Origin of the sequence: Achromobacter sp. SIMBA_011 (assembly GCF_046535435.1) — a bacterium.
Classification (GTDB): domain Bacteria; phylum Pseudomonadota; class Gammaproteobacteria; order Burkholderiales; family Burkholderiaceae_B; genus Achromobacter; species Achromobacter dolens.
In genome coordinates, this window is record NZ_JAWRWN010000002.1 from 190,516 (window position 1) to 217,042 (window position 26,527).

Below are 26,527 nucleotides of genomic sequence, written 5' to 3' on the forward strand. Positions count from 1 at the left end.
CGCTCCGGAGTCGGCGGACGGTCCCGGGAGCCGGGGCCACATCCGCAAGACTCATCGCCAAGCAAGTGCCATGCCCGCGGGCGCCGCGGCGGGCGCGCGGGTCTATGTGGACGGTCGTGCGTCGTTGTTGCCGCTGGTTTGTAATCATGGCGCGCGCGGCTGGCTGGTATCCGCAGGCGGATGGCGCCTGCGCCAACCGAGGCGCGCCTCGACCGCGGCGAACGCCAGCAGCGCCAGGCATAGCGGCGCCAGCGCATACAGCGCCCGGTAGCTCAACGCCGCGCCCAGGATTTCCGCCGCCGGCAGCCGCGATGACAGGGCCGCCACGAAGATCGCCTCGGTGGTGCCGAGTCCGCCCGGCACGCGGGTGACCACCGCCGCGAAGCTGGTGCACAGGAGCACGCCCAGCACCACCGGATAGCTGACTTTGGCCTGTAGCAGCACGTACATGATGGCCCCCATCAGCAGCCACGACAGCGCCGCCGTCACGCTCTGCAGGACCGCCATGCGGCCGCCCGGCAGCGTCACGCGCTGCCTCAGCCAGCGCGCCACGCGGCGGGTGGCGCGGGCGCAGATCCAGACATAGAGGGCGGCCATGGCGAGCAACCCCAATCCCATCAGGCGCAGCACGCCGCCGCCGATGTCCCAGCCGGCCGGCAACACGATCGCCCCGCTGGCGAACACCGCGCCGGCCACCCAGGCATAGCCGATCCAGTTGGACACCGCCGAGAACACCGCCACGCGGGTGGCGGTGGCCTTGCGGCAGCCCAGCCGGGCATACAGGCGCAGACGCGTGCCCAGGCCGCCCAGCAGCACCCCCAGGTTCAGGTTCAGCGCATAGCTCAGCAACGCCACGCCCAGCACCTTGGGCCAGGGCAGGCGATGGCCGGTGTAGCGGCGGCCCAGCAGGTCCAGGGCGGCGTAGGCGAGGTACGCCGGCACCACCAGGGCGGCCGCGAGGAGCAGCGTCTCGCGGGGGATGCGGCGCACGGCCTGCCACACGCCGGGCCAGTCGACCGAGCCGCCGAAATACCCCAGCAGGCCCAGCGCCAGCGCCAGCACGATCCATGGCAGCACCCGCTTGACGCGTGGCCAGCGGCGCCGGGCCGCGCGCACTAGAGGGGCGCGGCGCAGGTTCATCGCGCGTCGCTCTGGTGATGGCCCGCGCCGTTGACGGTCCGCAGGCGCGGCTTGTGCGCGGGCAGCGCGCCGGCCCAGGCCGGGAAGCGGCGCAGGAAGTGGAACACCACGACCCCGACCCAGAGCCGGCGCAGGCGCCGCCGCGAGTCGGGCCGCATCCGTACCCGTTTGCAGTCCTGGGCGATGAGGCGCTCCAGGCTGTCGCGCAAGGCGGCGTTCAGGGCGCTGTCGCGCGCCACCACATTGGCTTCCAGGTTCAGGGCGAGGCTGAGCGGGTCGAGGTTGCTCGAGCCGATGGTCGACCAGTCGTCGTCGACGCAGGCGACCTTGGCGTGCAGCGGGCGCCGGCAGTATTCGAAGATCTCGACGCCGGCGTCGATCAGGTAGTCGTACAGCATGCTGGCGGCCAACTGCGCCACCAGCATGTCGGGTTCGCCTTGCAGCAGCAGCCGCACGCGCACGCCACGGCGGGCGGCGTTGGCCAGGTCGCGCAGCAGGCGATAGCCTGGAAAGAAGTAGGCGTTGGCGATCAGCACGTCATGGCGCGCCGAACGCAGGCCGGCGCGGTAATAGCGTTCGATGTCGGTGCGGTGGGCGTGGTTGTCGCGCACCACCAGCCGGCCGCCGCCGTCGCCCGCGGGCATCGCTTCCAGGGGCGCGGGCCGACGTCGGCGGGGCGGGTCCGCGCCGAGCGCGGCCCGGGCATGGTCGGCGATATCGGCGGCCAGCGGACCGTCCACCCGCACCGCATAGTCCTGCTTGGCTTCGGGGCCGTAGTCCGGCAGATGGTCGGCCGAGAAGTTGATGCCGCCCACGAAGGCGCAGGCGCCGTCCACCGCCACGACCTTGCGATGCATGCGGCGGAACAGATTGGTGCGCACGCCCAGCAGCCGCGGGCGCGGGTCGAACAGGTGCACGCGCGCGCCGGCGCCGGTCAGCGGCGCCAGGAATTCCTCTGACAGAAGGTCCGAGCCGTAGCCGTCGACCAGCACGTCGACGCTGACGCCCCGGCGCGCGGCGGCGATCAGGGTATCCCGCAGATCGCGGCCCACCGCGTCGTCGAAGAGGATGAAAGTCTCGATCAGCACTTCGCGGGTGGCGGCCTCGACGGCGGCGCGCACCGCGGGAAAGTAGGCCTCGCCGTTTTCCAGCAGCGTGTAACGGTTGCCGCTGCGCCAGCCATTCGGGGGCAGCGTCATAGCGCGACTTCCGCGGCGATCGGCACGTGGTCGGACAGCCCCGCCCACACCCGCGAGGCCAGCGGCACGGGCCGCCAGTCGCGCACATTGCGCACGTAGATGCGGTCGAGCCGCAGCAGGGGCCAGCGCGCCGGGAACGTGCGGGCGGGCCGGCCCAGCCGCGAAGTGAAGACTTCCCGCACCTGGCAGTCGCGCAGCAGGCCATCGGCCTGCTGCCGCCAGTCGTTGAAATCGCCGGCGATCAACAGCGGATCGCCGGCCGGCACGTCGCGCGCCACCAGGCGGCACAGGCTGGCGATCTGGCGGGCGCGATGGCGGGCGCGCAAGCCCAGGTGGACGCAGATCGCATGGACCGCGCCGGCGCGCCCCGGCAGTTCCAGCACGCAGTGCAGCAGGCCGCGGCTTTCGTGTCCGCCGACCGTCACGTCATGGTTCTCGAAGCGCGTGATCGGGTAGCGCGACAGCACCGCATTGCCGTGGTGGCCCGCCGGATAGACGGCATTGCGGCCGTAGGCGAAGTCGCGCCACAGCGTATCGGCCAGGAATTCATACTGCGACGCCGCCGGCCAGCGCGGCGCGGCGCGCGCGGCCATGGCCTGGTGTTCGCCCACCACTTCCTGCAGGAAGACCAGGTCTGGAGCGGCCATGCGCAGGGCGTCGCGCAGCTCATGCAGCATGAAGCGGCGGTTGAAACTGGTGTAGCCCTTGTGGATATTGACGGTCAGGAGCGTCATCGGGACGATCGGTGCGGGCAATGGCCTCTCCGGCGAAACGGGATCCTGGCCGGGGAGCAAGTCCCGTGCCCGGCGCGCTTCGCCCTACAGCCCCAGTGCCAGCAGCATCAGGAACGCGCCGAACAGGACAAAATGGGTCATCCCTTCGATCGCGTTGGTCTGGCCGTCGTTGAGGTTGATGGCGGCCACCAGCAGCGTCAACAGCATCATCAGGGTCTGCAGCGGCGTCATGGCGATATCGATGCGCTGGCCCGATATCAGCGCCAGCGCCTCCATCGCGGGCACGGTCAGGATGACCGTCGAGAGCGAAGCGCCCAGGGCGATGTTGACCACCGATTGCATGCGATTGGCCAGCGCCGCGCGCAGCGCCGTCAGCATTTCCGGGGCGGCCGAGATGCCGGCCACGATCAGCGCCACCAGGCCGGCGGGCACGTCGACGCCAGCCAGGCTGCGGTTCAACGAGTGCGACATCAGTTCGGCCAGGGCGCCCACCGCGATGATGCCGGCCGCCATGACGCCGATGGACTGGCGCCGGGTCGGATAGCCGGAGGCGGGCGGCGGCCGGCGGGTCTTCTTGTCGGGATAGCTGTAGCTGAAGAAATAGCTGTGCGGGCCGGTCTGCATGCGCAGGAAAACCCCGTACAGCAGCAGCATCACCACGATGGTGAAGGCGCTGTAGGCGCGCCAGCTTTCCCCGGGGACGAATTCCGGGATGATCATCGACACCGTGACGGCGGTCAGGATCATGACGCTGTAGGTGCGCGCGGAATCGTCGTTGTAGGCCTGCTCGCCGTGCTTGAAGCCGCCGATCAGGGCGGCCACGCCGAGGATGCCGTTGATGTCCAGCATGACCGCCGAGTAGATGCTGTCGCGCACCAGGGTGGGCGAGCCGGCCTTGGACGAGACGATGGCCAGCACGATGACCTCGACCAGCACCGCCGACAGCGTCAGGATCATGCTGCCGTAGGGATCGCCCAGCTTTTGCGCGATGCGTTCGGCATGGCGCGCCACGCTCAGGGAAGCCGCCAGGATCGCCGCCACCAGTATGGCCGTTTCGAGCAGGCCGGCCGCCCGTCCGTAGTCGGCCAGGCGGGCATCCGCCGCGAACCCCGCCATCGCGATGGCGCAGGCCAGCAGCAGGAATTTCTCGGACTGCAGAATGGATTTCATCGGGTTTCGGCGGACCGCAACAGTGCGAGGCTAGCACGCGTCGGGCCGCGTCGGGGCGGGCAGATGGGCACGCGGCTTGCTGGAAAGAAGCGCCGCGTCCGACAGGAAGGAGTCCCATGACCAGCAATCGCGTGCCTCGGCGCAAGCCGTCGTCGAAACGAGCGCCCCGCCCGCGCGGGGGCGACCGTGGCAATGCCGTTTCCCGCTTCTTCGATCATTTTGCCGCCCGGGTCACGAAGTGGACCGGGTCGCCCGTGGCGTTCGGAACGGCGCTGCTCGCGGTGCTGGTCTGGGGGCTTTCCGGTCCGGCGTTCGGTTATTCCGAAACCTGGCAACTGGTGATCAACACGGGCACCACGATCGTCACTTTCCTGATGGTGTTCCTGATCCAGCAGAGCCAGAACAAGGACAGCGAGGCACTGCATCTGAAGCTTGACGAGCTGTTGATCGCGCTGCACGGCGCCGACGAGGGACTGGTCGATGCCGAGCGCCTGGATGAAGACAAATTGTTGGCGCTGGCCGCGGCCTGCACCGCTCGCGCCCGATCGCAACGGCGCCAGCGCGCCCGCGATCCCGACGAAGCCGGCCGGCACGGGTCGGCACGGCGATTGCTGGACAGGTCCCGGCGGCCGCGATCGCGGCCCGCCCGCCAACCCGACAGGAGTCAGCAATGACGCAGAAGACCTTGCAGGATCTATTCATCCATGAACTTTCGGACATCTACAGCGCCGAGAAACAACTGACCCGGGCGCTGCCCAAAATGGCGCGCGCCGCCAGCGACGCCAAGCTCGCCGAGGCGTTCACGTCGCACCTGGAGGAGACGCGCGGACAGGTCGAACGCATCGACAAGATCGTCGAGGCCGCCGACTTCAGGCTCAAGCGCGTCAAATGCGCGGCGATGGAGGGCCTGGTGGAAGAGGGCCGCGACGTCATCGAGGACGTCGAGAAGGGCCCGGTGCTGGACGCCGCGCTGATCGCGGCCGCGCAGAAGGTGGAGCACTACGAGATCGCCAGCTACGGCACCTTGTGCACCTTCGCCAAACAACTGGGTCACGACGATGCGCTCGCCTTGCTGAAAGAGACGCTGGCCGAGGAAAAGGCCGCCGACGAAAAACTCAACACGCTGGCCCTGGAGCAGGCAAACGCCAAGGCCGCGCGCGCCGGCAAAGCCGCATAGGCCGGCCGACCCGTCCGACAAGGAGACCGCCATGGCGAACGCCACCAAGCATCCAGACACCGGCGAATCCGGACGACGCCGGCAGCCGGCGCGGCCGGACCAGTCGCCCGCGGAATCACCGGATCCGCCGGTCCGCGAACAGGACGCCGACCGCCATGGACGCTGGCCGCCGGGCGGCCTGCCCAATCCCATGCCGGACGTCGACCCGCAACAGACTCCCGGCATCGACCGGCTCGGCGATGCCGGCCCCGAGCAACGCGCCTGGCTGCGCGGCTGGCGCGCACTTTAGGAATCCACCATGGACATATATGTGCCCGTCGCGCCGTCGCGCGACAGCGCCGCGCGCCGCTTGCGGCCATCCGCGCCGGCCGCGCGCGCCGACGCCTATCCGGAGCGCGGCCCGATCGCGTTGAACGGCTATTCCCAGGTCCTGCCGGCCGCCTTGGCGGACCGGGTCGAGCGGCGCCTGGCCGTGGCGGACCGCGATGCCTGGATGCAGCGGCTGTGGGCCGCCGACGCCACGCTCTGGACCGGCGCCGATGAGGACCGCTGGCTGGGCTGGCTGCAACCGGGCGTGGCGCCGGGCCGGCTCGGCCGCTTCTGCGCCATCTGCCGGCGTCTGTGCGTGGCGGGATTCACCGACGCCGTGATGCTGGGAATGGGCGGCGCCACATTGGGCGCCGAGGCCTTGGCGCGCCTGCTTGGCGCGGCCGTCGGCGGGCTGCGCATGCATGTGCTCGATTCCACCGACACGGCCCAGATCCTGGCGCTGCAGGCGCGGCTGGACCTTGGCCGGACGCTGTTCGTGGTCGCCAGCAAATCGGGGACCACACTGGAATCCGGCATGCTCGCCGCCTATTTCCAGCAATGCGTGGCGGCCCGGCTGGGCCGCCAGGAAGCGGCCCGTCGCTTCGTCGCCATCACCGATCCGGGCACGCCCCTGCATGCGCATGCCCTGCGCGAAGGCTACGCGGCGGTTTTCCCCGGCAATCCGGCGGTGGGCGGACGCTACTCGGTGCTTTCGTCCTTCGGGCTGGTGGCGGCGGCGCTGCTGGGACACGATCCGGCCCGCCTGCTGCGGGCCGCCCGACCCATGCGGCGCGCCTGCTCGCCGCGCGCCGCCGCGCGGCGCAATCCCGGCCTGCTGCTGGGCTGCGCACTGGGTGAAGCGGCGCTGGCGGGCCATGACAAGGTCACGCTGCTGGCCGACCCCGGCCTGGACGCGCTGGCCGGGTGGCTGGAACAGTTGCTGGCCGAGTCGACCGGCAAGGACGGCAAGGGGTTGATCCCGGTGGCGCAGGAGTGCCTGGCCGGGCCGGGGGAGTATGGGCGCGACCGCCTGTTCGTGCACCTTGCCGACGCGCGGTCGCCCGACGCGCGCATGGCCGCGTTGGCGCGCGACCTGGCCGCCGCCGGCCACCCGGTGCTGACCTGCCGTAATGGGGCCGCCCTGACTGTGGGTCAGGAGTTCTTCCGCTGGGAATTCGCCACCGCGGTGGCCGCCGCCGTGCTGGGCGTCCATCCCTTCAACCAGCCCGATGTGGAGGCCAGCAAGGCGCGCACCCGCAGTCTGTCCGCCAGCCCGGGCGGGGCCGCGCCGGGCGGCGCCGAGCTGCTGCGGGTGGAGGGGCCGCTGGCCTTCCATGGCAAAGCGGCGTCGGCCGATTCGGCGCTGGCGCTGCTGGCGTCGCACATGACGCAGGGAGCCCCCGGCGGCTACGTGGCCCTGCTGGCGTATCTGCCGCAAGGCGCGGCCTGCGAAGCCTGGCTGGCGGGCGCGCGCGACTGCGTGCGGCGCGGCACCGGCGCGGCCACGGTGGGCGGCTTCGGGCCGCGCTACCTGCATTCCAGCGGGCAATTGCACAAAGGCGGCACGCCGGGCGGGCGGTTCCTGTTTATCACCGCGGACGCGCCGCGGGTGCTCGAGGCGCCGGGCTACGCGGCCAGCTTCGGCGCGACCCAGGCGGCGCAGGCCTTGGGCGACATGGAGGAACTGATGGCCCGCGGCCGGCCTTGCCTGCGGGTGCATGTCTCGGGGGATCTCGCGGCCGGCCTCGCGCAGCTCGAGCGGCTGCTGCGGCAGGCGCTGACGCCCGCCGCGGCGCGCGCGGGGCTGTCCGCGGTCGGCGCGGCCACCGATTGCATCAACCCTCTACCCGCCACACCCGACGCGCGACGGTCCCCCCTTTCTGGAGTCCTGCCATGAAACAAACCCCGATACTCGCTGCCGCGTTCGCCCTCAATATGTTGGCCGGCGCGGCCTCCTGGGCCCAGGCGCAGCCGCCGGCCGGCGCCACCAATCCGCCCGCCACGCCCGCGCCCGACGCCCGGCCCATGCCCAAGGCGCAGCCGGGGCAGCACCCAGCGCGCCCTCAACCCAAGGCGCAGCCGAATCAGGGCGCGCCCCACGCCGTGCCGAAATCGGAGCCGCCCCAGGGCGAGCCGCGTCCCGCCAAGGAAGACCGCCCCGCCAAGCGCCTGGACAGCGAGGGCGGCACCGACAGCCGGGGTGCGTCCGGCGGGCGAGGCGGCACCGGCTCGACCGGCCAGGGCGGCATGCCCGGCTCGGGCGCGTCGGCCGGCTCCGGCGGCACGACCGAGACCCGGTGAGGGCGCAGGCGCGGCTCAGGCCGCGCCGCTGTTGCGCGCGGGTTGCCGGGCCACGTGCAGGATGCGCTCCGGCAGCGCCAGGGCGATTCCGGCGGCCTGCAAGTCGCGCATCACGCCCAGGTAGATCGCCTGTTGCAGGTCCATGTAGCGGTTGTAGTCCGCGCTCATCACGTAGTAGACCGCCTCGAATTCCAGCGAACTCTCGGCCAGGCGCGCCAGGTGCGCGCGGTCGAAGCGGGTGTCGGGTTGCTGCTCGATCTGGGCGCGGATGATCCCGGGAACGGCGGCCACCTGCTCGACCGGGGTCTGGTAGGTGACCCGGATCGAGAACACGATGCGCCGTTGTTGCATGCGCTTGTAGTTCTGGATCGTCTGCTTGAGCAGTTCCGTGTTCGAGCACACGATCTGCTCGCCGCCCAGGCTGCGGATGCGGGTAGTCTTGAGGCCGACATGCTCGATGCTGCCGGCCACCGCCCCGAAGACGATGAAGTCGCCGGCCTCGAATGGCTTGTCCAGGCCGATGGAGATCGAGGCGAACAGGTCGCTCAGGATGGTCTGCACCGCCAGGGCCACCGCCACGCCGCCGATGCCGAGGCTGGCCACCAGCGCGGTGATGTTGACGCCAACGTTGTCGAGCATCGCCAGCAGCACGATCACCCATACCAGCGCCCGCAACAGAAACGATAGCAGCGTGGCGGTAATGGAGCCGGCGCGTCCCCGCGCCGCGACGGCATGCGTCAGGCCGACCTCGATGCCGCGATCGAGCCACAGCGCCAATTGCAGGGCGATCAGCACGAACCACAGGTGGCCGGGGCCGGCGCGCCCGGGCAGCGGCGCGCCCACCAGGTCGGCCGCCAGCAGCAGCGACGCCAGTGCCAGGATCATCCAACTGGTGCGCAACAGTACGCGCGACGCGGCGCCGGCGGCGCCCTGGCCGGCCGGTCGCGCGAGGCGGTCGAGCCGTGAACGGGCCAGGCGCAGGGCCAGCATCAACAGGAAGCAGAGGGCCGCGCCGACCGCCAGCGCCGCCAGCCACAGCGCGACGGGATGGCCGGCGAGAGCGGCGGGGTCGGAAAACCAGTGGGTGAGCATGTCGTCTCCGATGAGGGCAATGCCGGCGTGCAGCAACCGCCGTGCCGGGCGGCGGCGCTTGCGAGGTCTCGGCACGGCAGTTGCTGGACAGGCCACGTCCCGCCCCGGAGTCCCCCAACCATGCCGGCCGACCACGCCCACGTCCCTGCGTCTCCCGAAGACACGTCTCCCGCAGACACCGACGGCCTTTCCTGCCTCGTCGTCGTTTCGCCGCACCTGGACGATGCCGTGTTGAGTTGCGCCGGCCTGCTGGCGGCGCGACCGGGCTGCGTGGTGGTGACGGTGTACACCGGGGTTCCCGGCGCCGCCGCCATGCTGACGGACTGGGATCGGCGGTGCGGGTTCGACAGCGCCGGCCAGGCCATGCGCGCGCGCGTCGACGAGGACCGGCGTGCGATCGGCCTGCTCAAGGGGCAACGCGTGGCGCTCGATTTCCTCGATAGCCAATACGTGGCGTGTGCCGATGCCGGCATGCCGGCCCTGACGGAGCGCCTGATGCGCACGCTTGCCGCGCTGCGGCCCGATGGCGTGGCCATCCCGCTGGGGTTGCTGCATGGCGACCACATCCGTGTCAGCGACGCGGGGCTGATGGTGCGCGAAGCCTGGAAGGGCCCGGCCTGGTTCGCCTACGAAGATGTGCCCTACCGTAGCCTGCCCGGCGTGTTGCAGGAACGGCTGGCCCGCCTGCATGCGCGCGGCGTGGTGGCCGCGCCCGCGGAGCTGACCGTGGAGACGCGCGGCAAGGCCGCGGCCGTTGCCGCCTATGCCTCCCAGCTCAAGGGCCTGGGGCGCCGCGCGGACGAGCTGGGTCGCGAAGAGCGCTATTGGCGCCTGGTCGATGGGTGAGCCGCCGTGATGTCGAACGATTCCCGCACCTCCATCGTGGTGCTGACGCGCAACCGGCGCGATGAAGTGCGCCGAACGCTGGAGCGCTTGCTGGCGCTGCCGCAGCGCCATCGCATCATCGTGGTCGACAACGGCAGCGAGGATGGCAGCGCCGAGCTCATTGAACAGGCATTCCCCGACGTGACGCTGCTGCGGGCGGGCGCCAACCTGGGGGCGGCGGGACGCAACCTGGGCGTGGCGCGCGTGACGACGCCCTACGTGGCCTTTTGCGATGACGACACCTGGTGGGCGCCGGATGCGTTGGCGCGGGCGGCCGACATCCTCGACCGGCATCCCGCGATCGCCGTCCTCAACGCGCAGGTGCGGGTCGGCCCGCGCGAGCGGCTCGATCCGGCCAGCGAGGCGATGGCGCGCAGCCCGCTGCCCGACATCGCCGGCGTGGGCCCGGCGCTGGTCGGCTTCATGGCGGGGGCCTGCGTGATGCGGGCCGAGGCCTTTGAGCGCGCGGGCGGCTATTGGCCCCCTTTCTTTATCGGCGGCGAGGAGGCCTTGCTTGCCTTGAACATCCGCGCGCAGGGCGGCCTCATCGTCTACGCCCCGGCGCTGCGCACGCACCACTGGCCTTCCGCCCAGCGCGATGCGCCGTTGCGTCGGCGGCTGCTTGCCCGCAATGCGCTGTGGACCGCGTGGCTGCGCCTGCCAGCGGGCATGGCGCTGGCGCGCAGTTGGACGGTGCTGCGCGGCTTGCCGGACTGGCGGGCACGCGCTCGCGCGTGCGTCGACGCCTGGTCTGGATGGCGATTGATCCGCCGTTGGCGCCGGCCCGTGGCGCCGGCCGTATGCCGCGAACTGCGGCAAGTCTGGCGCAGCGGGGCGGGCGACTGAACGCTTTGCCCCAATCAACATAAGGAGAGAACCATGAAATCCCTTCCGCTGGCCGCTTATTGGGAACGCGACGCGGCCGCCCGGGCGGTGCAACTGGCGCTGCCGATGCTGGAGGCCGCGCGCGCCGACAAGCGGGTCGGCGAGAGCGGCTTCCTGCACGTGGTGGTCATGAATCCGCTGGCCAGGCCCGGGGAGTGCGATTTTTCGCAGGCCATCCTGTACGAGCAGAGCGTCGGCGATCCCAATCGCTGGGACGCGGACTATGGCGCTTTCGCGCGCGGCAAGGCCCGGCTGAGCTGGCGCACCGGCCTGTCGAGCCACGAGGTGGTCGTGGCGCGGCCCCATTTGCTCCAGGCCAAGGACACGCCGGTCTGGGGCAGCGTGTCCGTGGATGGCATCGTGGTGGCGGTGAGCGGCGCCAACCCATGGTTCGATGAGGCTTTTGCCGCCGCCGTCGCGCACCTTTTCAAGGCGGTGGTGCGCGGACGCCGCGAAGCGGCGGATTCCTGAAGGGGCCGCGGCCGCGCCGCGCTGGCGCAGGCCGCGGAACGCGGGTTGCTGGTCGGGCCGGGCCACTGACCCGGAGACATGACCATGAACGGACCCGACATCCACGAGGCGCGCCAGGCGCGCAACGAGGTGACGCGCACCATCCTGCGCGCCCTCTGGAAGTACCGGGGCCGTACGGCCGCCGCCCTGGCGCTGTTGCTTGCCGCCAAGCTGCTCATGGTGCTGGTGCCGGTCATTCTCAAGAACATCGTCGATACCCTGAGCGCGCCGGGCGGGCTGGTGCTGCCCGCCTTCCTGCTGCTGGGCTACGCGGTGACGCGTTTTGGCGGCAGTGTGTTCACGGAACTGCGCGACGTGGTGTTCTCGCAGGTGGTGCAACGGACCGTGGCCGAATTCACGGTGTCGGTCTTTGCCCGGCTGCAGCGGCTCGGGGCACGCTTCCATGGGGCGCGCCAGACCGGCGCCCTGGCCCGTGACGTCGAGCGCGGCACCGCGGGCGTTGGCTTCCTGCTGGGGACCGGGCTGTTCACGTTGCTGCCGACGCTGGTGGAGATCGTGTCGGTCGTGCTGATCCTGGTGATGGGCTACAGCGCCTGGTATGCGCTCATCGTCATGGTCACGTTCAGCGCCTACTCCATCTATACCAGCGTGCTGGTGCGCAAGCGCATGGCCTACCAGCGACGCTTGAATGAACTGGATTCGAAGGCCAGCGGACGCATGGTCGACAGCCTGCTGAACTACGAGGCGGTCAAACTGAACGCCAACGAAGGCCTGGAGGCGGACCGCCTGACCCGGGTGCTGGACGAATGGGCCGGCGTGGGAGTGCGCAATCAGCGCTCGCTGTCGCGGTTGCACGTGGGGCAGAGCGGCATCATCGCCTGTGGCGTGGCGGCGGTGATGATACTGGCGGGGCAGCAAGTGGTCGGGGGCCGGATGACGGTGGGCGACCTGGTGCTGGTCAACGCCTACATCATCCAGATCTGCCTGCCACTGAACACGCTCGGCCTGATCTTCCGACAGGCCAAGGAGGCGTTCGTCAACGCCGAGCGGGTCTGCGATCTGCTGCGGCATCCGGTCGAAACGGGGGATGATCCCCAACTGCCGTCACTGGAGCCTGGCGGCGGCGACATCCGTTTCGAAGATGTCGGTTTCGGCTATGAGCCGGGCCGGCAGATCCTGTGGAATATCGATTTCACCGTGCCCGCGGGGACCACGCTGGCGGTGGTGGGCGGCAGCGGCTCGGGCAAGTCGACGCTGGCGCGGCTGTTGTTCCGCTTTTATGACGCGGACAGCGGCCGCGTGCTGATCAACGGCCAGGATCTGCGGGCCGTGAACGTGCGCAGCATCCGTCGCGCGGTGGGGATCGTGCCGCAGGATACGCTGCTGTTTAACGAGACCATTGCCTACAACATTGCCTATAGTCGGCCCGATGCGACGCCCGACCAGGTGACGCTTGCCGCGCGCGGGGCGCGCGTGCACGAATTCATCGAAAGCCTGCCGGCAGGCTATGACACGCCGGTGGGTGAACGGGGCGTCAAGCTGTCGGGGGGCGAGCGCCAGCGCATCGCGATCGCCCGCGCCATCCTGAAGAACCCGGCCATCATGGTGTTTGACGAAGCGACCTCGGCGCTGGACACGCGCACCGAGCGCGCGATCCAGGCCGAACTGCAGCGCATCTCCACGGGCCGCACCACCTTGATCATCGCGCATCGGCTGTCCACCATCGTGCACGCCCACAATATCCTGGTGCTCGACCACGGCCGCATTGTCGAGCAGGGACGCCATGAGGCGTTGCTCCAGAGGCAGGGCATCTATGCACAGATGTGGGCGTTGCAGCGCCAGCAGTCGGCGCTTGAGGAGACCCAGGGCCGGTCGACGCGCCAGCCGGTCAACCTGGTCGCGGTGGTCGCGGGGGTGCTTGACGCATCCCGCGAGGCGGCCCAGGAGAAGGGCGTCAACCTGTACACCCAGATCGGTGGCGAGGCGGCGCGCATCACCGGCGATCCCAGCGACCTGCAACAACTGGTGTGGAGTCTGTTCCTGCATGCGATCGCGGTCACGCCGGCGGGCGGGCGCGTCGGCATACGGTTGCAGCGCGAGGGGCCCATGACGCGCCTGACGGTGACGGACGGGCGGGCCGAGGCGGGCGCCGATCCGGCCGCGGCGGACTTTCATCTCAACCCCACCGACGCCTTGCGGGCGGCGGTGGCGACGGACCCCGCGCAACTGGCGGCGCAGGCACAACGCCAGGGCGGCATTTTCCATAGCATCCCTTCGGCCGCCGGCGGGCAGGCCTATGCGGTGGACTTCCCGGTGCGCGCGGTGGAGCCCGCCGCGCTGCGCACCGATATGAACCTGCCCGATCTGCGCGCCGTGACCGTCGCATTGGTCGATGACCAGGCGGAGGCGCGCGAGCTGGTCGCCGACATCCTGGCGACGCAGGGCGCGAGCGTGGCGCAATATCCCGACGGGCGGCAGTTGCTGGCCGCGCTCGAGACGGCACAGGCACCGCAATGGCCGCAGGTGCTGATCTGCGACCTGTCTCTGGGGGACATCGACGGCTACGAAGTCATCGACCGAATCCGCGCGCTCGAGGCCGAGCGCGGCGCGGCCCTGGCGCACCGCCTGCCAGCGATCGCGCTGTCGGGGCATGCGGGTCCGGATTACCGGTTGCGCAGCCTGCTTGCCGGATTCCAGGTCCATCTCGCCAAGCCGGTCGACCCGAACGAGTTGCTGGCGACGGTCGGCACCCTGCTGCCGCAGCGCGGGCGCGCCGGGGGCGCCACCTGAATATCGCTTGAATGTCACTGTTTTCGCGGCCTCCGCACTTCTTACACGCAACAGTAAGAAGTACCGGATGGCGCCGGCACACGGCGCCGCGGCCCTTCGCGAACCGCGGGCAACAAGGTCCGCTTCTCGATCCGTTTCGCGTCGCTCCATTGCCGCGGCCGCATATCGGCACAGCACTTGCGATGTTGGCCACATCCGCGCAGGGCAGGCGCCACGCGGTGTTTCACGAACCGCGACAGGAGTACCGACATGAACCATCGAGAAAGATACGACCGCCGCCGGCCGCGAGGACCGCGCCGACAGCCGCGCCGGTGTTCAGGCCGTCGACAACCGTATCCGCATCGCCGGGGCGGGCCAGGGCTGGCCGGGCCCGCGCCCCTCCGTCTGGGAGCAGGACAATGAAAAAGATCGCCATCATCAGTGAACACGCGTCGCCGCTGGCCCTGGCCGGCAGCATCGACAGCGGCGGGCAGAATGTCTACGTGGCGCAAGTGGCGCGAGAGCTCGCGCGGGCCGGCATGCAGGTCGACATCTTCACCCGCAAGGACAATCCGGCGCTGCAGCCCGAGCACGCCTGGATGCCCGGCATCAAGGTGGTGCACGTGCCCGCCGGGCCCGAAATCTACCTGGCCAAGGAGCAGATGCTTGCCTACATGGACGACTTCTCGCGCTATCTGCTGCGCTATGTCAGCCGGCAGGACAGGGCCTACGACGTCATCCACGCCAATTTCTTCATGTCGGCCTGGGCCGCGCTGCCGGTTGCGCAGCGCCACGGCATTCCGCTGGCCGTGACGTTCCACGCATTGGGCAAGGTCCGCCGCCAGCACCAGCAGGAAGCGGACCTGTTTCCCGACAGCCGCTTCGACATCGAGACCGAGATCGTCCGGCGCGCCGACCGCATCATCGCCGAATGCCCGCAGGACCGCCGCGACCTGATGGCGCTGTATGGGGCCGACCCGCGCTGCATCGAAGTCGTGCCGTGCGGCTACGACGCCGCCGAGATGGCGCCGCAGCCCAGGGCCCGCGCGCGCGCCCTGCTGGGTTGGGATCACGACGATTTCACGTTGCTGCAACTGGGGCGCATGGTGCCGCGCAAAGGCGTGGACAACGTCATCCGCGGCCTGGCGAGGCTGCGCCATCAGCATGGCGTCAACGCGCGCCTGTGCGTGGTGGGCGGCAATACGGACGATGCCGACGAAACGGCCACGCCCGAAATCGGCCGCCTGCGCCGGATTGCGCGTGAGGAGGGGGTGGCGCCCTGGGTGCAGTTCACCGGCCGCCGTCATCGGGACCAGTTGGCGGCCTACTACAGCGCCAGCGATGTGTTCGTGACCACGCCCTGGTATGAGCCTTTCGGTATCACGCCGGTGGAGGCGATGGCCTGCGGACGGCCCGTGGTGGGGGCGGATACCGGCGGCATCCGCAGCACCGTGGTGGACGGCAAGACCGGCTTCCTGGTGCCGCCGCGCGATCCGCAGCGGCTGGCCGAGCGGCTGGCGCTGCTGGCCGCCGATCCCGCGCTGTGCGCCCGGTTGGGCGAGGCCGGCCGGCTGCGGGCACGACGCCTGTTCACCTGGAAGCGGGTGGGACTGGATCTGTTGTCGGTCTATCGCCAGATGGCGGCGCAGGCCGCCCGGGTGGATCGGCATGCCGCGCGGATCGCGGCTTGAGACAAGGAGCGCGACATGCGGTGTGACAGCTTGAAGGAACGAGTGGTGTTGGTGACCGGCGGCGGCAGCGGACTGGGCGAGGCCTTGTGCGTCATGCTGGCGGCCGAAGGCGCGCGCGTCGCGGTGGCCGACATCGACGAGCGGCGCGCGCAGGACCTGGCCGGACGGCTCAAGGCCGGCGGCGCCGACGTGATGGGCTGCGTCATGGACGTGGGCGTGGCGCGGGATGTGGAGGAATGCCTGGACGCCGTGGCGCGGCGGTTCGGCCGGCTCGATGCCATCGTCAACAGCGCGGGCATCGACGTCACCGCGCCGATCGGCGCGCTCGACGCCGATGTCTGGGAGCGCGTCCTGCGCACCAATCTGACGGGGCCGTTCCTGATGGCCAAGCTGGCCAAGGACAGGCTCAGCCCGGGAGGGCACATCGTCAACGTGGCCTCGACCGCCGCGCGGCGGGCCTGGCCCAACGCCAGCGCCTACCACGCGAGCAAGTGGGGCTTGATGGGCCTGTCGCATGCGCTGCACGCCGAGTTGCGGCCCGCGGGCCTGAAGGTGAGCGCCGTCATCGCCGGCGGCATGCGCACGCCGTTCCTGCTGGATCGGTTTCCCGATATCGATGTGGATACGCTGCAGGACCCCGCCAATGTCGCTCGCGCGGTGTGCTTCGTGCTGACGCAGCCGCAGGAGACGGTCGTGCCCGAGGTCATGGTGCTGCCCATGAAGGAGACGTCATGGCCATGAGGCCCGCGGTGTTCCTCGACAAGGACGGCACCGTCCTGGCCGACGTGCCGTACAACGTCGACCCCGCGAAGATGGTCTACGCGCCCATGGCCTTTGCCGCGCTCAACCGCCTCGGCGCGGCCGGGGTGACGCTGGTGGTGGTGAGCAATCAGTCGGGCGTCGCGCGCGGCCTGTTTCCGCTGGCCGCGCTGGATGCCGTGCAGGTGAAGCTGGCCGCCATGTTCATGGCGGCCGGGGCCTGGCTCGAGGGCTTCTACTGGTGTCCGCACCATCCGGCCGGCAGGGTCGCCGGCTTCGCCGTCGATTGCGATTGCCGCAAGCCGCGCCCCGGGCTGCTGCTGCGGGCCGCGGGCGAACTCGGCCTGGACCTGGCCCGCTCCTGGTTCATCGGCGACATCCTCGATGATGTCGAGGCCGCCAATCGCGCCGGTTGCCGCAGCCTGCTGCTGGACGTCGGGCATGAAACCGAGTGGCGCGAGGGGCCCCACCGGGTGCCTGATGCGCGCGCCGCCGACCTGGATGCCGCCGCGCGGCTGGTGCTGGCGGACTGGCCCGCCCCGGGGAGGCAATGATGCATCCTGATTGGAACGATTGCCCGCATGTGCTCGGCATCCGCCTGGACAACATGGGGGATGTGCTGATGTGCACGCCGGCGCTGCGCGCGCTGCGTCAATCGGGCGCGAAGCGGCTGTCGCTGCTGACATCCCGCGCGGGCGCGCGGCTGGCGCCGTTCCTGCCGGAGGTGGACACCGTCATGGCCTACGACGCCGCCTGGATCAAGAACGCGTCGGCCGGCAATGCCGATGATCTGGAGGCGGTGGCGCGCCTGCGCGCCCTGCGGCCGGATGCCGCCGTGGTGTTCACCGCCTACAGCCAGAGCGCCCTGCCTGCCGCGTTGCTCTGCCACCTTGCCGGGGTGCCGCGGGTGCTGGCCTATAGCCGCGAGAACCCCTACCGCCTCATCAGCCACTGGGTGCGCGAGACCGAGCCGGCGGCCGGCATCCGCCACGAAGTGCGGCGGCAACTGGACCTGGTGGCGCAGGTTGGCGCGCGCACCGACCAGCCCGGCTTGTCCTTCCAGGTGCGCGACGAGGACCGCCGTTCGCTGGCGTCGAAGCTGCATCGTCAGGGCGTTACGGAGGCCGGCGGGTGGATCTGCGCGCACGCTGGCGCCACCGCCGCTTCGCGACGCTATCCGGCGGCGCTGATGGTGCGCGCCTTGACCGGCCTGCGCGGCGAAGGCCGACGCATTCTGCTGCTGGGCGGCCACGAAGATCCGGCGCTGGCCCCCGCGCTGGCGGCGGCGCGGCCGCTGCTGCCCGGCCTGGTGGACCTGTCGGGGGAACTCGACCTGGGCGAAATGGGAGCGGCGCTGGAAGCGGCGGCGGTCCTGATATGCAACAACAGCGGGCCGGCGCATGTCGCGGCCGCGCTGGGAGTGCCGGTGGTGGACCTGTATGCGTTGACCAACCCGCAGCACACGCCGTGGATGACGCCCGCGCGCGTGCTCAGTCACGACGTGCCGTGCAAGTACTGCTATCGCAGCGTCTGCCCGCAGGGCCATCACGCCTGCCTGGCCGAGGTGCCGCCGGAAAGCGTGGTGGCGGCGGCCCGGGAATTGCTGGCCAGCCCGGGAGCGCGCGCCGACCGTCATTTCGCCAAGGAGGAACTGTCATGTACACCCTAGGAATCAATGCCGCCTACCACGATTGTTCCGCCACCCTGGTGCGCGACGGCGTGGTGCTGGCCGCCGCCGAGGAAGAGCGTTTCACCCGAGTCAAGCATGGCAAGCGGCCCGTCCCCTTCACCACCTGGCAACTGCCGTATCACGCCATCGACTATTGCCTGTCGGCCGGCGACATCCGTCTGCGGGACGTGGACCATATCGTCTATTCCTACGATCCCGCCCTGCTGGCCGGCAGTCGCCCGCTGGCCACGGACATCACCTTGCCGCTGGAACCGTCGCGCGCCGGCGTCGGCGCCGAGGGTGAATCGCCGTGGGATCCGCTGTTCCTGTCCTATCTGGTCAACGCGCCGCGCCAACTGCTGGACGGCGCCCCGCACCACCTCAAATCACCGCGCTTCGACGATCTCACGCTGGATCACATCCTGGAGCGCTGGGTTTTCCTGGACCACCATCTGTGCCACGAGGCCAGCGCCTTCCTGGCCGCGCCCTGCGAGGAATGCGCGGTGCTCACCATGGATGGGCGCGGCGAGCGCACCACCACCAGCTACGGCCACTTCTCCGAGGGCGAGTATGGCCGCCTCAAGCAGATCGACCTGCCGCATTCGCTGGGCCTGCTGTACGAGGAGGTGACGCGTTATCTGGGCTTCCTGCATTCGTCCGACGAATACAAGGTGATGGCGCTGGCCTCGTTCGGAAAACCTGAATTCCGCGCCGCATTCCGCGACATCCTGAGGCTGGAGGAAGAGGGCGGCTACTCGGTGCAGCCGGCGCGGCTGGCCGAGCGCTTCGGTCCGCCCCGGCGCCGCGGGGCGCCGTTCGAAGACAAGCACAAGCACATCGCCAGTTCGCTGCAATACGTGCTGGAGGAAACCGCGCTGCACATGGCGCAATGGCTGCACGCCAGGACCGGCGCCCGCAACCTCAGCATGGCGGGCGGGGTGGCGTTGAATTGCGTGATGAACGCCCGCATCGCGCGCGACGGCCCGTTCGACACCGTGTGGGTGCAGCCCGCCGCCGGCGATGCCGGCACCTCGCTGGGCGCCGCGCTCTACGTCGACTATCACCGGCGCGGCGGCAAGCGGGCCTGGACCATGGATCATGCCTACCTTGGCCCCGCCTATGGCGACGAGGAGATCGAGCGCTTTCTGTACGCGAGCCGGCAGGACTTCCGGCGGCTGGACGACGTCGCCGGCGAGGCCGCCGCGCTGCTGGCGCGGGAGAAGATCATCGGCTGGTTCCAGGGGCGCATGGAGTTCGGGCCGCGCGCGCTGGGGGCCCGCTCGATCCTGGCATCGCCGCTGGACAGCGCCATGCAGGCGCGCCTGAACGGCCTGAAGGACCGGGAGGATTTCCGGCCGGTGGCGCCAGTCGTCATGGAAGAGCGCGCCACGCAATGGTTCGATGGCCATGGGGCCGATCCGATCTGCGCGCCGTTCATGCTGTTCGTCTACGACGTGCTGCCGCAATGCGCCGGCCGCATCCCGGCCGTTCGGCACATCGACGGCACGGCGCGAGTGCAGACCGTGCGCCGCGACCAGAATCCGCGCTACTACGACCTGCTGGCCGCTTTCGAGCGACAGACGGGCGTGCCGGTCCTGGTCAACACGTCTTTCAACACACGCGGCGAGCCCGTGGTCTGCACGCCGCGTGACGCCCTGGAGTGCTTCTGGACATCGCCGCTGGACGCGCTGGTCATCGGTTCCTACCTTGTCGAGAAGCCGCGATGACGCCCGGCCCTGTTCCCGCCGTGTCGGTGGTGGTGCCGACCTTCAGGCGACCGGCGCTGCTGGCCCGTTGCCTGTCGGCGCTGGCGCGCCAGGAGTTCGCGCGCGATGGCTATGAAGTGCTGGTATGCGACGATGCCGCCAGCGCGGCCACGCGCCGGCAGGTCGAGGCGCTGCGGCGTGAATGGGGTGGCCGTCCCGCCTTGCGCTACCTGGCGGTCAGCGGCACCCGCGGCCCGGCGGGCGCCCGCAACCTGGGGTGGCGCAGCGCCAAGGCCGAGATCATCGCGTTCACCGATGACGACACCATCGTCCACCCCGACTGGCTGTGGCAGGGGGTGCAGGCGTTGGAGACGGACGCGGACACGGCCGCGGTGGCCGGCGTGACGGACATGCCATTGCCGCAACCGCCCAGCGATTACGAACGCGACGCGGCCGGGCTGACCCGCTCGGAGTTCATCACCGCCAACTGCTTCGTGCGGCGCGCCGCGCTGGTGGCCGTGGGAGGCTTCGACCCGCGCTACACCATGGCCTGGCGGGAGGACTCCGATCTGCATTTCGCCTTGCTCGATCATGGCCTGGCGGTGCGCCGCGCGCACCAGGCGCGGGTCACGCATCCGATGCGGCCAGTGGCTTTCGGCGCCGGGCTGGGCATGCAGAAGAAGGTGATGTTCGACATGCTGCTGCGCAAGAAATATCCGTTGCTGTACCGCAGCCGCGTCCATCCGCGCGCGCCGCGCCTTTACCTCGCGATCACCGCCAGTGCCGTCTGCGCCCTGGCGTTGACAGCGTTGGGGCAGCGCCAGGGCGCGTGGGCCGCGGCGGGGCTGTGGCTGGCGCTGAGTGTGGGATTTTTCCTGCGCCGGCTGCGCGGGACGCGGCGAACCCTGCGCAATGTGTTGGATCTGGCCCTCACGTCGGCATGCATTCCCGTGCTGTCGATCGGCTGGCGCGCCGTCGGTCTGCTGCGCTTCGCGAGCGTCAAGCCATGAACGCGCCGTTGCTCGCCGCCCGCCCTCCCGACCGCATCGCCGTATTCCGGGCGCTGCAGTTGGGCGACATGCTGTGCGCGGTGCCGGCGCTGCGCGCCTTGCGCCAGGCGTTTCCCCATGCCCGCATTGCGCTGATCGGACTGGCGGGCATGGGCGAATTCGCGCGCCGCTTCCACGCCTATGTCGATGAACTGATCGCCTTTCCCGGCATTCCCGAATTTCCGGAACAGGCCTGTCGACCGCATGAGTTGCCGGCTTTCTTTCGCCGCATCCGCGCGGCTCGGCTGGATGTGGCCTTGCAGATGCATGGCAGCGGCGCGCAGTCGAACCGCATCGTGGGCCAGCTCGGAGCGGCCAGTTGGGGAGGGTTCGTGGCCGAACCCGGCGCCCAGGTTCCCGGCCGGCGCCTGTACTGGCCCGACGAGCTGCCGGAGCCGCAGCGCTATCTTGCGCTCCTGCGCTTCCTGGGACTGCCGGCTGCCGACGACCGCCTGGAATTTCCGTGTGACGAACAGGACGAGGCCGAGGCGCACGCCGTGCTGCGCAAGCATGCGCTGGATCCCGCGCGGCTCGTGCTGCTGCATCCGGGCGCGAGGCTGGCTTCACGGCGCTGGCCGCTGGCGCGCTATGCCGAGGTCGCCCGCGCCCTGCAGGGCGCGGGCTGGCAGGTGGCGCTGACCGGCACCACCGCCGAACAGTCGTTGACCCGCGAGCTGAGGCAACGGGCGGGACTGCCCCTGCCGGACCTGTGCGGCGCGACGAGCCTGGGCGGATTGGCGGCATTGCTGCGCGCGAGCCGCCTGCTGGTGTGCAACGACACCGGCGTTTCGCACATGGCCGCCGCGATGGGCGCGGCCAGCGTGGTGATCGCCTGCGGCAGCGATGCGCGCCGCTGGGCGCCGCGCGACCGTCGCCGTCACCGCGTGCTGGCGGCGCCCGTGCCCTGCCGGCCCTGCGCATACGAAACCTGCCCGATCGGCCATCCCTGCGCGTGGCGCGTGACCGTGGCCGACGTGCTGGAGCAGGCCGGGCGGCAATTGACGGAGGCGCGCGCATGAATCCGATCGCTTCGGCCGTCGCGCCGGCCCGCCGCCTGCGCATCCTGACCTGGCACGTCCATGGCAACTACCTGCATGCCCTCGGCCACGTGCCGCATGACTTCGTGGTGCCCGGCTTGCCTGGCGACCCTGCCGGATACGGCGCGCTGGGCCCGCGCATCCCCTGGGGCGACAACCTGACGCAACTGCCGGCGGGCGAGCTGCGCGCGCAACGGTTCGACTGCGTGCTGTACCAGTCACGCCAGAACCTGGAAGACGCCCGCCTGCTGTTGAGCGATGCGCAGCGCGCCTTGCCCTGCGCCTACCTGGAACACAACCCGCCGGCCCCGCACCCCACCGATACGGTGCATCCGTTCCGCCATGATCGCGGCGTGCTGGTGCACGTGACGCCTTTCAATGCGGAGATGTGGGACAACGGCGGCATGCCGGTGCGCGTGGTCGAGCATGGCGTGCCGCCGCCCGGCGTGGCCTACGACGGCAGCCTGGCGCGCGGCATCGTGGTGGTCAACCACCTCGCCCGCCGCGGCCGGCGCATCGGCCTGGACCTGTTCGAGCGCATGCGCGCCCGCACCCCGCTCGACCTGATCGGCATGGAGTCGGAGACCCTGGGAGGGCTCGGCGAGGTGCCGAACATGGAGGTGGCCGCCTGTCTGGCGCGCTACCGCTATTTCTTCAGTCCGGTGCGCTATGCCAGTCTCGGCCTGTCGCTGGTGGAGGCGATGCTCTGCGGCGTTCCCGTGGTCGGGTTCGGCACGACCGAGTTGCCGGCGCTGATCGTCAACGGCGAAAACGGCTTTGTGGACACGCGCATCGAACGCCTGGCGCAGGTGGCGCGGCAACTGCTGGCCGAGCCCGACCTGGCCAGGGCCTGGGGGGCCGCCGGACGCGAAACCGCCTTGCGGCGTTTCGGCATGGATCGCTTCGTGGCCGACTGGCTGGCGGTATTCGAACAACTTACGGAGGCCGCATGACTACGACAACATTGCCCAAGGGCCGCGCGCTGGTCGCCGGCGGCGCGGGATTCCTCGGATCGAACCTGTGCGCGCGGCTGCTGGCCGATGGCTGGGAGGTGGTCTGCGTGGACAATTTCCAGACCGGGCGGTCGCGCAACCTGGCATCGCTGGCCGCGCATCCGCGCCTGGCCATCGTGCGCCACGACATCGTCGACCCGTTGCGGAACCTGACCCGGGTCGATCGCATCTACAACCTGGCCTGTCCGGCGTCTCCGGTGCATTACCAGGCCGATCCATTGAAAACGCTGCGTACCTGCGTGCTGGGCTCGATGCAGTTGCTGGAGCTGGGCCGGCGTTGCGGCGCGCGGGTGCTGCAGGCCTCCACCAGCGAGGTGTACGGCGATCCGCTGGAGCACCCGCAGCGCGAAGGGTACTGGGGCCACGTCAATCCGGTCGGGCCGCGCTCCTGCTACGACGAAGGCAAGCGTTGCGCGGAGACCATTTTCATGGAGTACGCCGCGCGCGAGGGCGTCGACGTCAGGATCGCGCGCATCTTCAACACTTATGGGCCGCGCATGGCGCCGGATGACGGCCGCGTGGTGTCGAATTTCATCGTGCAGGCCCTGGCTGGCCAGCCCCTGACCATTTATGGCGACGGCACCCAGACCCGTTCTTTCTGCTATGTGGACGATCTCATAGACGGTCTGGTGCGGCTGATGGAGAGCGCGCCACCGGACCTGCGGCCAGTGAACCTGGGCAATCCCGCCGAGCTCACGATGCTGGAAATCGCGGACATGGTCAGGACCCTGACCGGCGCCGACGTGCCGCTGGAGCATCACGGCCTGCCGGTCGACGATCCGGCGCATCGCTGCCCGGACATCTCTCTGGCGCGCGACCGGCTGGGCTGGTCGCCGCGCATCGACCCCCTGGAGGGGATGGAACGCACCGTGGCCTACTTTTCCACTGAAGCCGGCATGGCGCGGCGGCTACCCCGGCCGCGCCGGTCTTTCGCCGCGTCGGCGCAAGGCCCGATCACGCTAAGGAGCCTGTCATGAAAGCTGTCGTATTCCACGCCATCGGCGATATCCGCCTGGAGACCGTGCCCGATCCTGAATTGTTGGAGGACACGGACGCCATCGTGCGCCTGACCGCCAGCGCCATCTGCGGCACGGACCTGCACTTCGTGCGGGGCACCATGGAGGAGGTCACGCCGGGCACCATCCTCGGCCACGAAGGGGTCGGGGTGGTCGAGCGCCTCGGTCCGGGCGTCCGAAACCTCAACCTGGGCGACCGGGTGGTGATTCCTTCCACCATTGCCTGCGGCTACTGCTCCTATTGTCGCGCGGGCTACTACGCGCAGTGCGACAACGCCAATCCCAATGGCCGCGACGCCGGCACGGCCTTCTATGGCGGTCCGCAGGGCACCGGCCCTTTCCACGGGCTGCAGGCCGAGCTCGCGCGGGTGCCTTTCGCCAATGTGAACCTGGTGAAGATTCCCGATGAGGTCACGGACGAACAGGCGCTGATGCTGTCCGACATCTTTCCCACCGGCTATTTCGGCGCCGACCTGGCGGACATCAAGCCGGGCCATACCGTGACGGTCTTCGGCTGCGGGCCGGTCGGCCAGTTCGCGATCGCGTCGGCGCGGCTGATGGGCGCGGGCAGGATCTTCGCCGTCGATGCCGTGCCGGACCGCCTGGCGATGGCGCGCGCCCAGGGCGCCGAAGTGGTCGACTTCAACGCCGAGGACCCGGTGGCCTGCATCCGGGGCTTGACGGGCGGCATCGGCACCGACTGCGCGATAGACGCGGTGGGCGTGGATGCCGTGCATGCCCATGACGGCCCGGCGGCGGACGGCGGCGACATCGCGGCCATGGAACACGAATCCCGCCAGATCGCGCCGCATGCGCGGCCGGATCATGGCGACTGGGTGCCGGGCGATGCGCCGTCGCAGGCGTTGCAGTGGGCGGTGCGGGCGCTGGCCAAGGCAGGCAGTCTTGCAATCATCGGCGTCTACCCGCCCAATGATCGCACCTTTCCGATCGGCGAGGCCATGAACAAGAACCTGACGGTGCGGATGGGCAATTGCAATCACCGCAAGTATGTGCCGCGGCTGATGGAACTGGTGCGCACCGGGGCGATCGATCCGGCGGCCATCCTGACGCGGCAGGAGCCGCTGACGGGCGCGATCGAGGCCTATCGCGCCTTTGACCGCCGGCAACCCGGCTGGATCAAGGTCGAGCTGGCGCCAGGTCACTGAGGCATTTTTTCGATATCACCCGACAGGGAGAACCGTCATGAAAACCAAAGACACCCAACCGCATCCCTCGCAGGACGATACGCCGCGCCAGGCGCAGGCGAGTCACGGCGACAGCCAGCACCGCAGCAAGAAAGCGGGGCACGTCACCCGTATCGGCACGGGGCAGGACCAGCAGAGCTCGCGCAATCGTGGCGCTGGCGCCCGCAGCAAACCCTGACCCGCGCCATCCCGAGCCGGCGCCGGCAGGCAGGGGCCGCCGGCCGGCCGTGCAAGGCAACAGGCCCCCGCTGGAGAACACCATGAGACATTCCCACCCCTCACATCCGTGGGCCGCCGCGCTGGCCGGCCTGGCCATGGCGCTGGGCGCCACCGCTGTGTGCCCGGCCCAGCCGGCGCGAGAGCCCGCCGCGGGCGCGGCGCCGGGCTCGCAGGCGCCGGTCGCCCCGGCCCCGTCGCCGGCCATGCCTGGCGAAGGCGCGGCCGGCCCGTCCAAGGGCGATCCGACGGCGCCGCCGCCCACCATTCCCCGTACCGCGCCGCCAGACAAGCCGCCGGCGCCCACGCAGGGCCAGGGAACGGTCAAGGGCTCGCGCGCCAATCCCGCGGCCGATGGCCAGATCCCGGGCGGCCGAACCGGCTCGGGCGGCAGCAAGAGCAACGAGTTCGGACGCTGACCCGCTCGCCCGACCGACTTGCGGGGCGTAGACCTCGCGAGAGGCCAAGCGCCGCGCCCCTCAGGACGTCAGGCGCGCGGCCAGGTTGAGCGTCACCAGCAGCATCGAGCCCATGGCCCACAACAGCAGGGCCAGCCACAGGCCGACCGACAGCCGGGGTCGGCGCCGCAGCGCGGCAAGCGCGTCGCCAGGCGCGGCCGGCGCGGGCCGCGCGAGATCCGCGTTGGCCGCTGCCGAAGGGCAACAGCAAGGAGATTGCGGCGGCGTCAGCGACACCGCCGCGTTGCCGATCATTGTCGAGGGCTCCGCCGGTTTGGGAGTGATCATCGCAGCAGCTCCTGTCGTTCGCAACGCGGACCATTCGATCAGGGCGGGGCGCTCCAGACCGATGCCTGGCGGTACTGCTCGGCCCGCGCCAGCGTCCGGTAGAAATCGGCGCCGGCGCGGACCAGCGCCTCCATTTCACGCGGCGACAGCTTGTCGTTCAGCGCGGCCAGGCATCCCGCATAGTCGGAAAGCACTTCGGGCCAATCGCTGAGCGGCCGGTCGGAAACGGAGGCGGCCAGCATGCGCGCCAACAACTCATCGCGGTCCATACGTTAGCCATGGGTCCGT

General features: G+C 70.3%; 28 protein-coding genes. 21 read left to right on the forward strand and 7 right to left on the reverse strand.

The genetic code is table 11. The annotated features are described in order from the left end of the window. Positions 1-144: 144 nt before the first annotated feature. The 4 genes from SB816_RS08115 to SB816_RS08130 all read right to left on the reverse strand — a co-directional run bounded on the left by SB816_RS08115 (position 145) and on the right by SB816_RS08130 (position 4,243). A complete protein-coding gene (locus tag SB816_RS08115; RefSeq protein ID WP_410546765.1) occupies positions 145-1,140 on the reverse strand; it encodes a lysylphosphatidylglycerol synthase domain-containing protein in 996 nt (331 codons plus the stop codon). Beyond that, positions 1,137-2,339 carry a cardiolipin synthase ClsB gene (gene clsB / locus SB816_RS08120; protein ID WP_175143198.1) on the reverse strand — a complete coding sequence of 401 codons (1,203 nt, stop codon included), beginning with the start codon at positions 2,337-2,339 and terminating at the stop codon, positions 1,137-1,139. The genes SB816_RS08115 and clsB overlap by 4 nt, the downstream gene beginning before the upstream one ends. Next, on the reverse strand, positions 2,336-3,094 hold the full coding sequence (locus SB816_RS08125) for an endonuclease/exonuclease/phosphatase family protein (RefSeq protein ID WP_054502971.1): 759 nt from the start codon (positions 3,092-3,094) through the stop codon (positions 2,336-2,338). The genes clsB and SB816_RS08125 overlap by 4 nt, the downstream gene beginning before the upstream one ends. A 63-nt stretch (positions 3,095-3,157) precedes the next feature. Further along, the gene (locus SB816_RS08130) at positions 3,158-4,243 is read right to left on the reverse strand and encodes a calcium:proton antiporter (protein ID WP_410546766.1); all 1,086 of its coding nucleotides are present in this window, start codon (positions 4,241-4,243) and stop codon (positions 3,158-3,160) included. A 116-nt stretch (positions 4,244-4,359) separates the two neighbouring features. Between SB816_RS08130 and SB816_RS08135 the strand changes: the two genes are divergently transcribed. The 5 genes from SB816_RS08135 to SB816_RS08155 are packed head-to-tail and all read left to right on the forward strand — an operon-like array spanning position 4,360 to position 8,030. After that, positions 4,360-4,917, forward strand: coding sequence for a low affinity iron permease family protein (locus SB816_RS08135; RefSeq protein WP_254607647.1), 558 nt, complete (start codon positions 4,360-4,362; stop codon positions 4,915-4,917). Then, entirely contained in the window at positions 4,914-5,420 is a 507-nt protein-coding gene (locus tag SB816_RS08140; protein ID WP_054502969.1) for a ferritin-like domain-containing protein, read from the forward strand. The genes SB816_RS08135 and SB816_RS08140 overlap by 4 nt, the downstream gene beginning before the upstream one ends. Positions 5,421-5,451: 31 nt before the next feature. Beyond that, a complete protein-coding gene (locus SB816_RS08145) occupies positions 5,452-5,709 on the forward strand; it encodes a hypothetical protein (protein ID WP_054502968.1) in 258 nt (85 codons plus the stop codon). A gap of 9 nt (positions 5,710-5,718) precedes the next feature. Continuing rightward, positions 5,719-7,626, forward strand: coding sequence for a hypothetical protein (locus SB816_RS08150; RefSeq protein WP_410546767.1), 1,908 nt, complete (start codon positions 5,719-5,721; stop codon positions 7,624-7,626). Beyond that, positions 7,623-8,030: a hypothetical protein gene (locus tag SB816_RS08155; protein WP_144654764.1), complete on the forward strand. Its 408-nt coding sequence runs from the start codon at positions 7,623-7,625 to the stop codon at positions 8,028-8,030. The genes SB816_RS08150 and SB816_RS08155 overlap by 4 nt, the downstream gene beginning before the upstream one ends. Before the next feature lie 15 nt (positions 8,031-8,045). Here the strand turns inward: SB816_RS08155 and SB816_RS08160 are convergent, their stop codons facing one another. Continuing rightward, positions 8,046-9,122, reverse strand: coding sequence for a mechanosensitive ion channel family protein (locus SB816_RS08160; RefSeq protein ID WP_064524417.1), 1,077 nt, complete (start codon positions 9,120-9,122; stop codon positions 8,046-8,048). A gap of 120 nt (positions 9,123-9,242) precedes the next feature. Here SB816_RS08160 and SB816_RS08165 point away from each other — a divergent pair, with 120 nt between their 5' ends. The 16 genes from SB816_RS08165 to SB816_RS08240 all read left to right on the forward strand — a co-directional run bounded on the left by SB816_RS08165 (position 9,243) and on the right by SB816_RS08240 (position 25,912). After that, positions 9,243-9,968 carry a PIG-L deacetylase family protein gene (locus SB816_RS08165; protein WP_410546768.1) on the forward strand — a complete coding sequence of 242 codons (726 nt, stop codon included), beginning with the start codon at positions 9,243-9,245 and terminating at the stop codon, positions 9,966-9,968. A 9-nt stretch (positions 9,969-9,977) separates the two neighbouring features. Beyond that, complete coding sequence (locus SB816_RS08170; protein WP_269873988.1) at positions 9,978-10,853, forward strand: glycosyltransferase family 2 protein; 876 nt, start codon at positions 9,978-9,980, stop codon at positions 10,851-10,853. A gap of 33 nt (positions 10,854-10,886) precedes the next feature. Then, the gene (locus tag SB816_RS08175; protein WP_054502963.1) at positions 10,887-11,363 is read left to right on the forward strand and encodes a hypothetical protein; all 477 of its coding nucleotides are present in this window, start codon (positions 10,887-10,889) and stop codon (positions 11,361-11,363) included. A gap of 84 nt (positions 11,364-11,447) precedes the next feature. Continuing rightward, the gene (locus tag SB816_RS08180; RefSeq protein ID WP_410546769.1) at positions 11,448-14,153 is read left to right on the forward strand and encodes an ATP-binding cassette domain-containing protein; all 2,706 of its coding nucleotides are present in this window, start codon (positions 11,448-11,450) and stop codon (positions 14,151-14,153) included. A 398-nt stretch (positions 14,154-14,551) separates the two neighbouring features. Next, on the forward strand, positions 14,552-15,823 hold the full coding sequence (locus SB816_RS08185) for a glycosyltransferase (RefSeq protein WP_054502961.1): 1,272 nt from the start codon (positions 14,552-14,554) through the stop codon (positions 15,821-15,823). Positions 15,824-15,838: 15 nt separating this feature from the next. Continuing rightward, a complete protein-coding gene (locus tag SB816_RS08190; RefSeq protein ID WP_144654768.1) occupies positions 15,839-16,564 on the forward strand; it encodes an SDR family oxidoreductase in 726 nt (241 codons plus the stop codon). Further along, entirely contained in the window at positions 16,555-17,136 is a 582-nt protein-coding gene (locus SB816_RS08195) for a D-glycero-alpha-D-manno-heptose-1,7-bisphosphate 7-phosphatase (protein ID WP_054502959.1), read from the forward strand. The genes SB816_RS08190 and SB816_RS08195 overlap by 10 nt, the downstream gene beginning before the upstream one ends. Then, complete coding sequence (locus SB816_RS08200; RefSeq protein WP_156330772.1) at positions 17,133-18,251, forward strand: glycosyltransferase family 9 protein; 1,119 nt, start codon at positions 17,133-17,135, stop codon at positions 18,249-18,251. The genes SB816_RS08195 and SB816_RS08200 overlap by 4 nt, the downstream gene beginning before the upstream one ends. After that, entirely contained in the window at positions 18,239-19,978 is a 1,740-nt protein-coding gene (locus SB816_RS08205; RefSeq protein WP_054502957.1) for a carbamoyltransferase, read from the forward strand. Before SB816_RS08200 ends, SB816_RS08205 begins: the two co-directional genes overlap by 13 nt. Further along, positions 19,975-20,967 carry a glycosyltransferase family 2 protein gene (locus SB816_RS08210; protein WP_410546770.1) on the forward strand — a complete coding sequence of 331 codons (993 nt, stop codon included), beginning with the start codon at positions 19,975-19,977 and terminating at the stop codon, positions 20,965-20,967. The genes SB816_RS08205 and SB816_RS08210 overlap by 4 nt, the downstream gene beginning before the upstream one ends. Next, positions 20,964-22,025, forward strand: coding sequence for a glycosyltransferase family 9 protein (locus tag SB816_RS08215; RefSeq protein ID WP_410546771.1), 1,062 nt, complete (start codon positions 20,964-20,966; stop codon positions 22,023-22,025). Before SB816_RS08210 ends, SB816_RS08215 begins: the two co-directional genes overlap by 4 nt. Then, entirely contained in the window at positions 22,022-22,996 is a 975-nt protein-coding gene (locus SB816_RS08220) for a glycosyltransferase (protein ID WP_144654772.1), read from the forward strand. Before SB816_RS08215 ends, SB816_RS08220 begins: the two co-directional genes overlap by 4 nt. Next, the gene (locus tag SB816_RS08225; RefSeq protein ID WP_410546772.1) at positions 22,993-24,033 is read left to right on the forward strand and encodes a UDP-glucuronic acid decarboxylase family protein; all 1,041 of its coding nucleotides are present in this window, start codon (positions 22,993-22,995) and stop codon (positions 24,031-24,033) included. The genes SB816_RS08220 and SB816_RS08225 overlap by 4 nt, the downstream gene beginning before the upstream one ends. Next, entirely contained in the window at positions 24,030-25,238 is a 1,209-nt protein-coding gene (locus tag SB816_RS08230) for a zinc-dependent alcohol dehydrogenase (RefSeq protein ID WP_054502952.1), read from the forward strand. The genes SB816_RS08225 and SB816_RS08230 overlap by 4 nt, the downstream gene beginning before the upstream one ends. A 37-nt stretch (positions 25,239-25,275) precedes the next feature. After that, the gene (locus tag SB816_RS08235; RefSeq protein ID WP_054502951.1) at positions 25,276-25,455 is read left to right on the forward strand and encodes a hypothetical protein; all 180 of its coding nucleotides are present in this window, start codon (positions 25,276-25,278) and stop codon (positions 25,453-25,455) included. 82 nt (positions 25,456-25,537) lie between these two features. After that, positions 25,538-25,912, forward strand: coding sequence for a hypothetical protein (locus SB816_RS08240; protein WP_054502950.1), 375 nt, complete (start codon positions 25,538-25,540; stop codon positions 25,910-25,912). Between the two features lie 60 nt (positions 25,913-25,972). Here SB816_RS08240 and SB816_RS08245 read toward each other — a convergent pair whose 3' ends face one another. Together SB816_RS08245 and SB816_RS08250 are read right to left on the reverse strand one after the other, a co-directional pair. Next, positions 25,973-26,239: a hypothetical protein gene (locus SB816_RS08245; protein WP_410546773.1), complete on the reverse strand. Its 267-nt coding sequence runs from the start codon at positions 26,237-26,239 to the stop codon at positions 25,973-25,975. 38 nt (positions 26,240-26,277) lie between these two features. Continuing rightward, the gene (locus SB816_RS08250) at positions 26,278-26,508 is read right to left on the reverse strand and encodes a hypothetical protein (RefSeq protein WP_054502948.1); all 231 of its coding nucleotides are present in this window, start codon (positions 26,506-26,508) and stop codon (positions 26,278-26,280) included. Between the last annotated feature and the right edge of the window lie 19 nt (positions 26,509-26,527).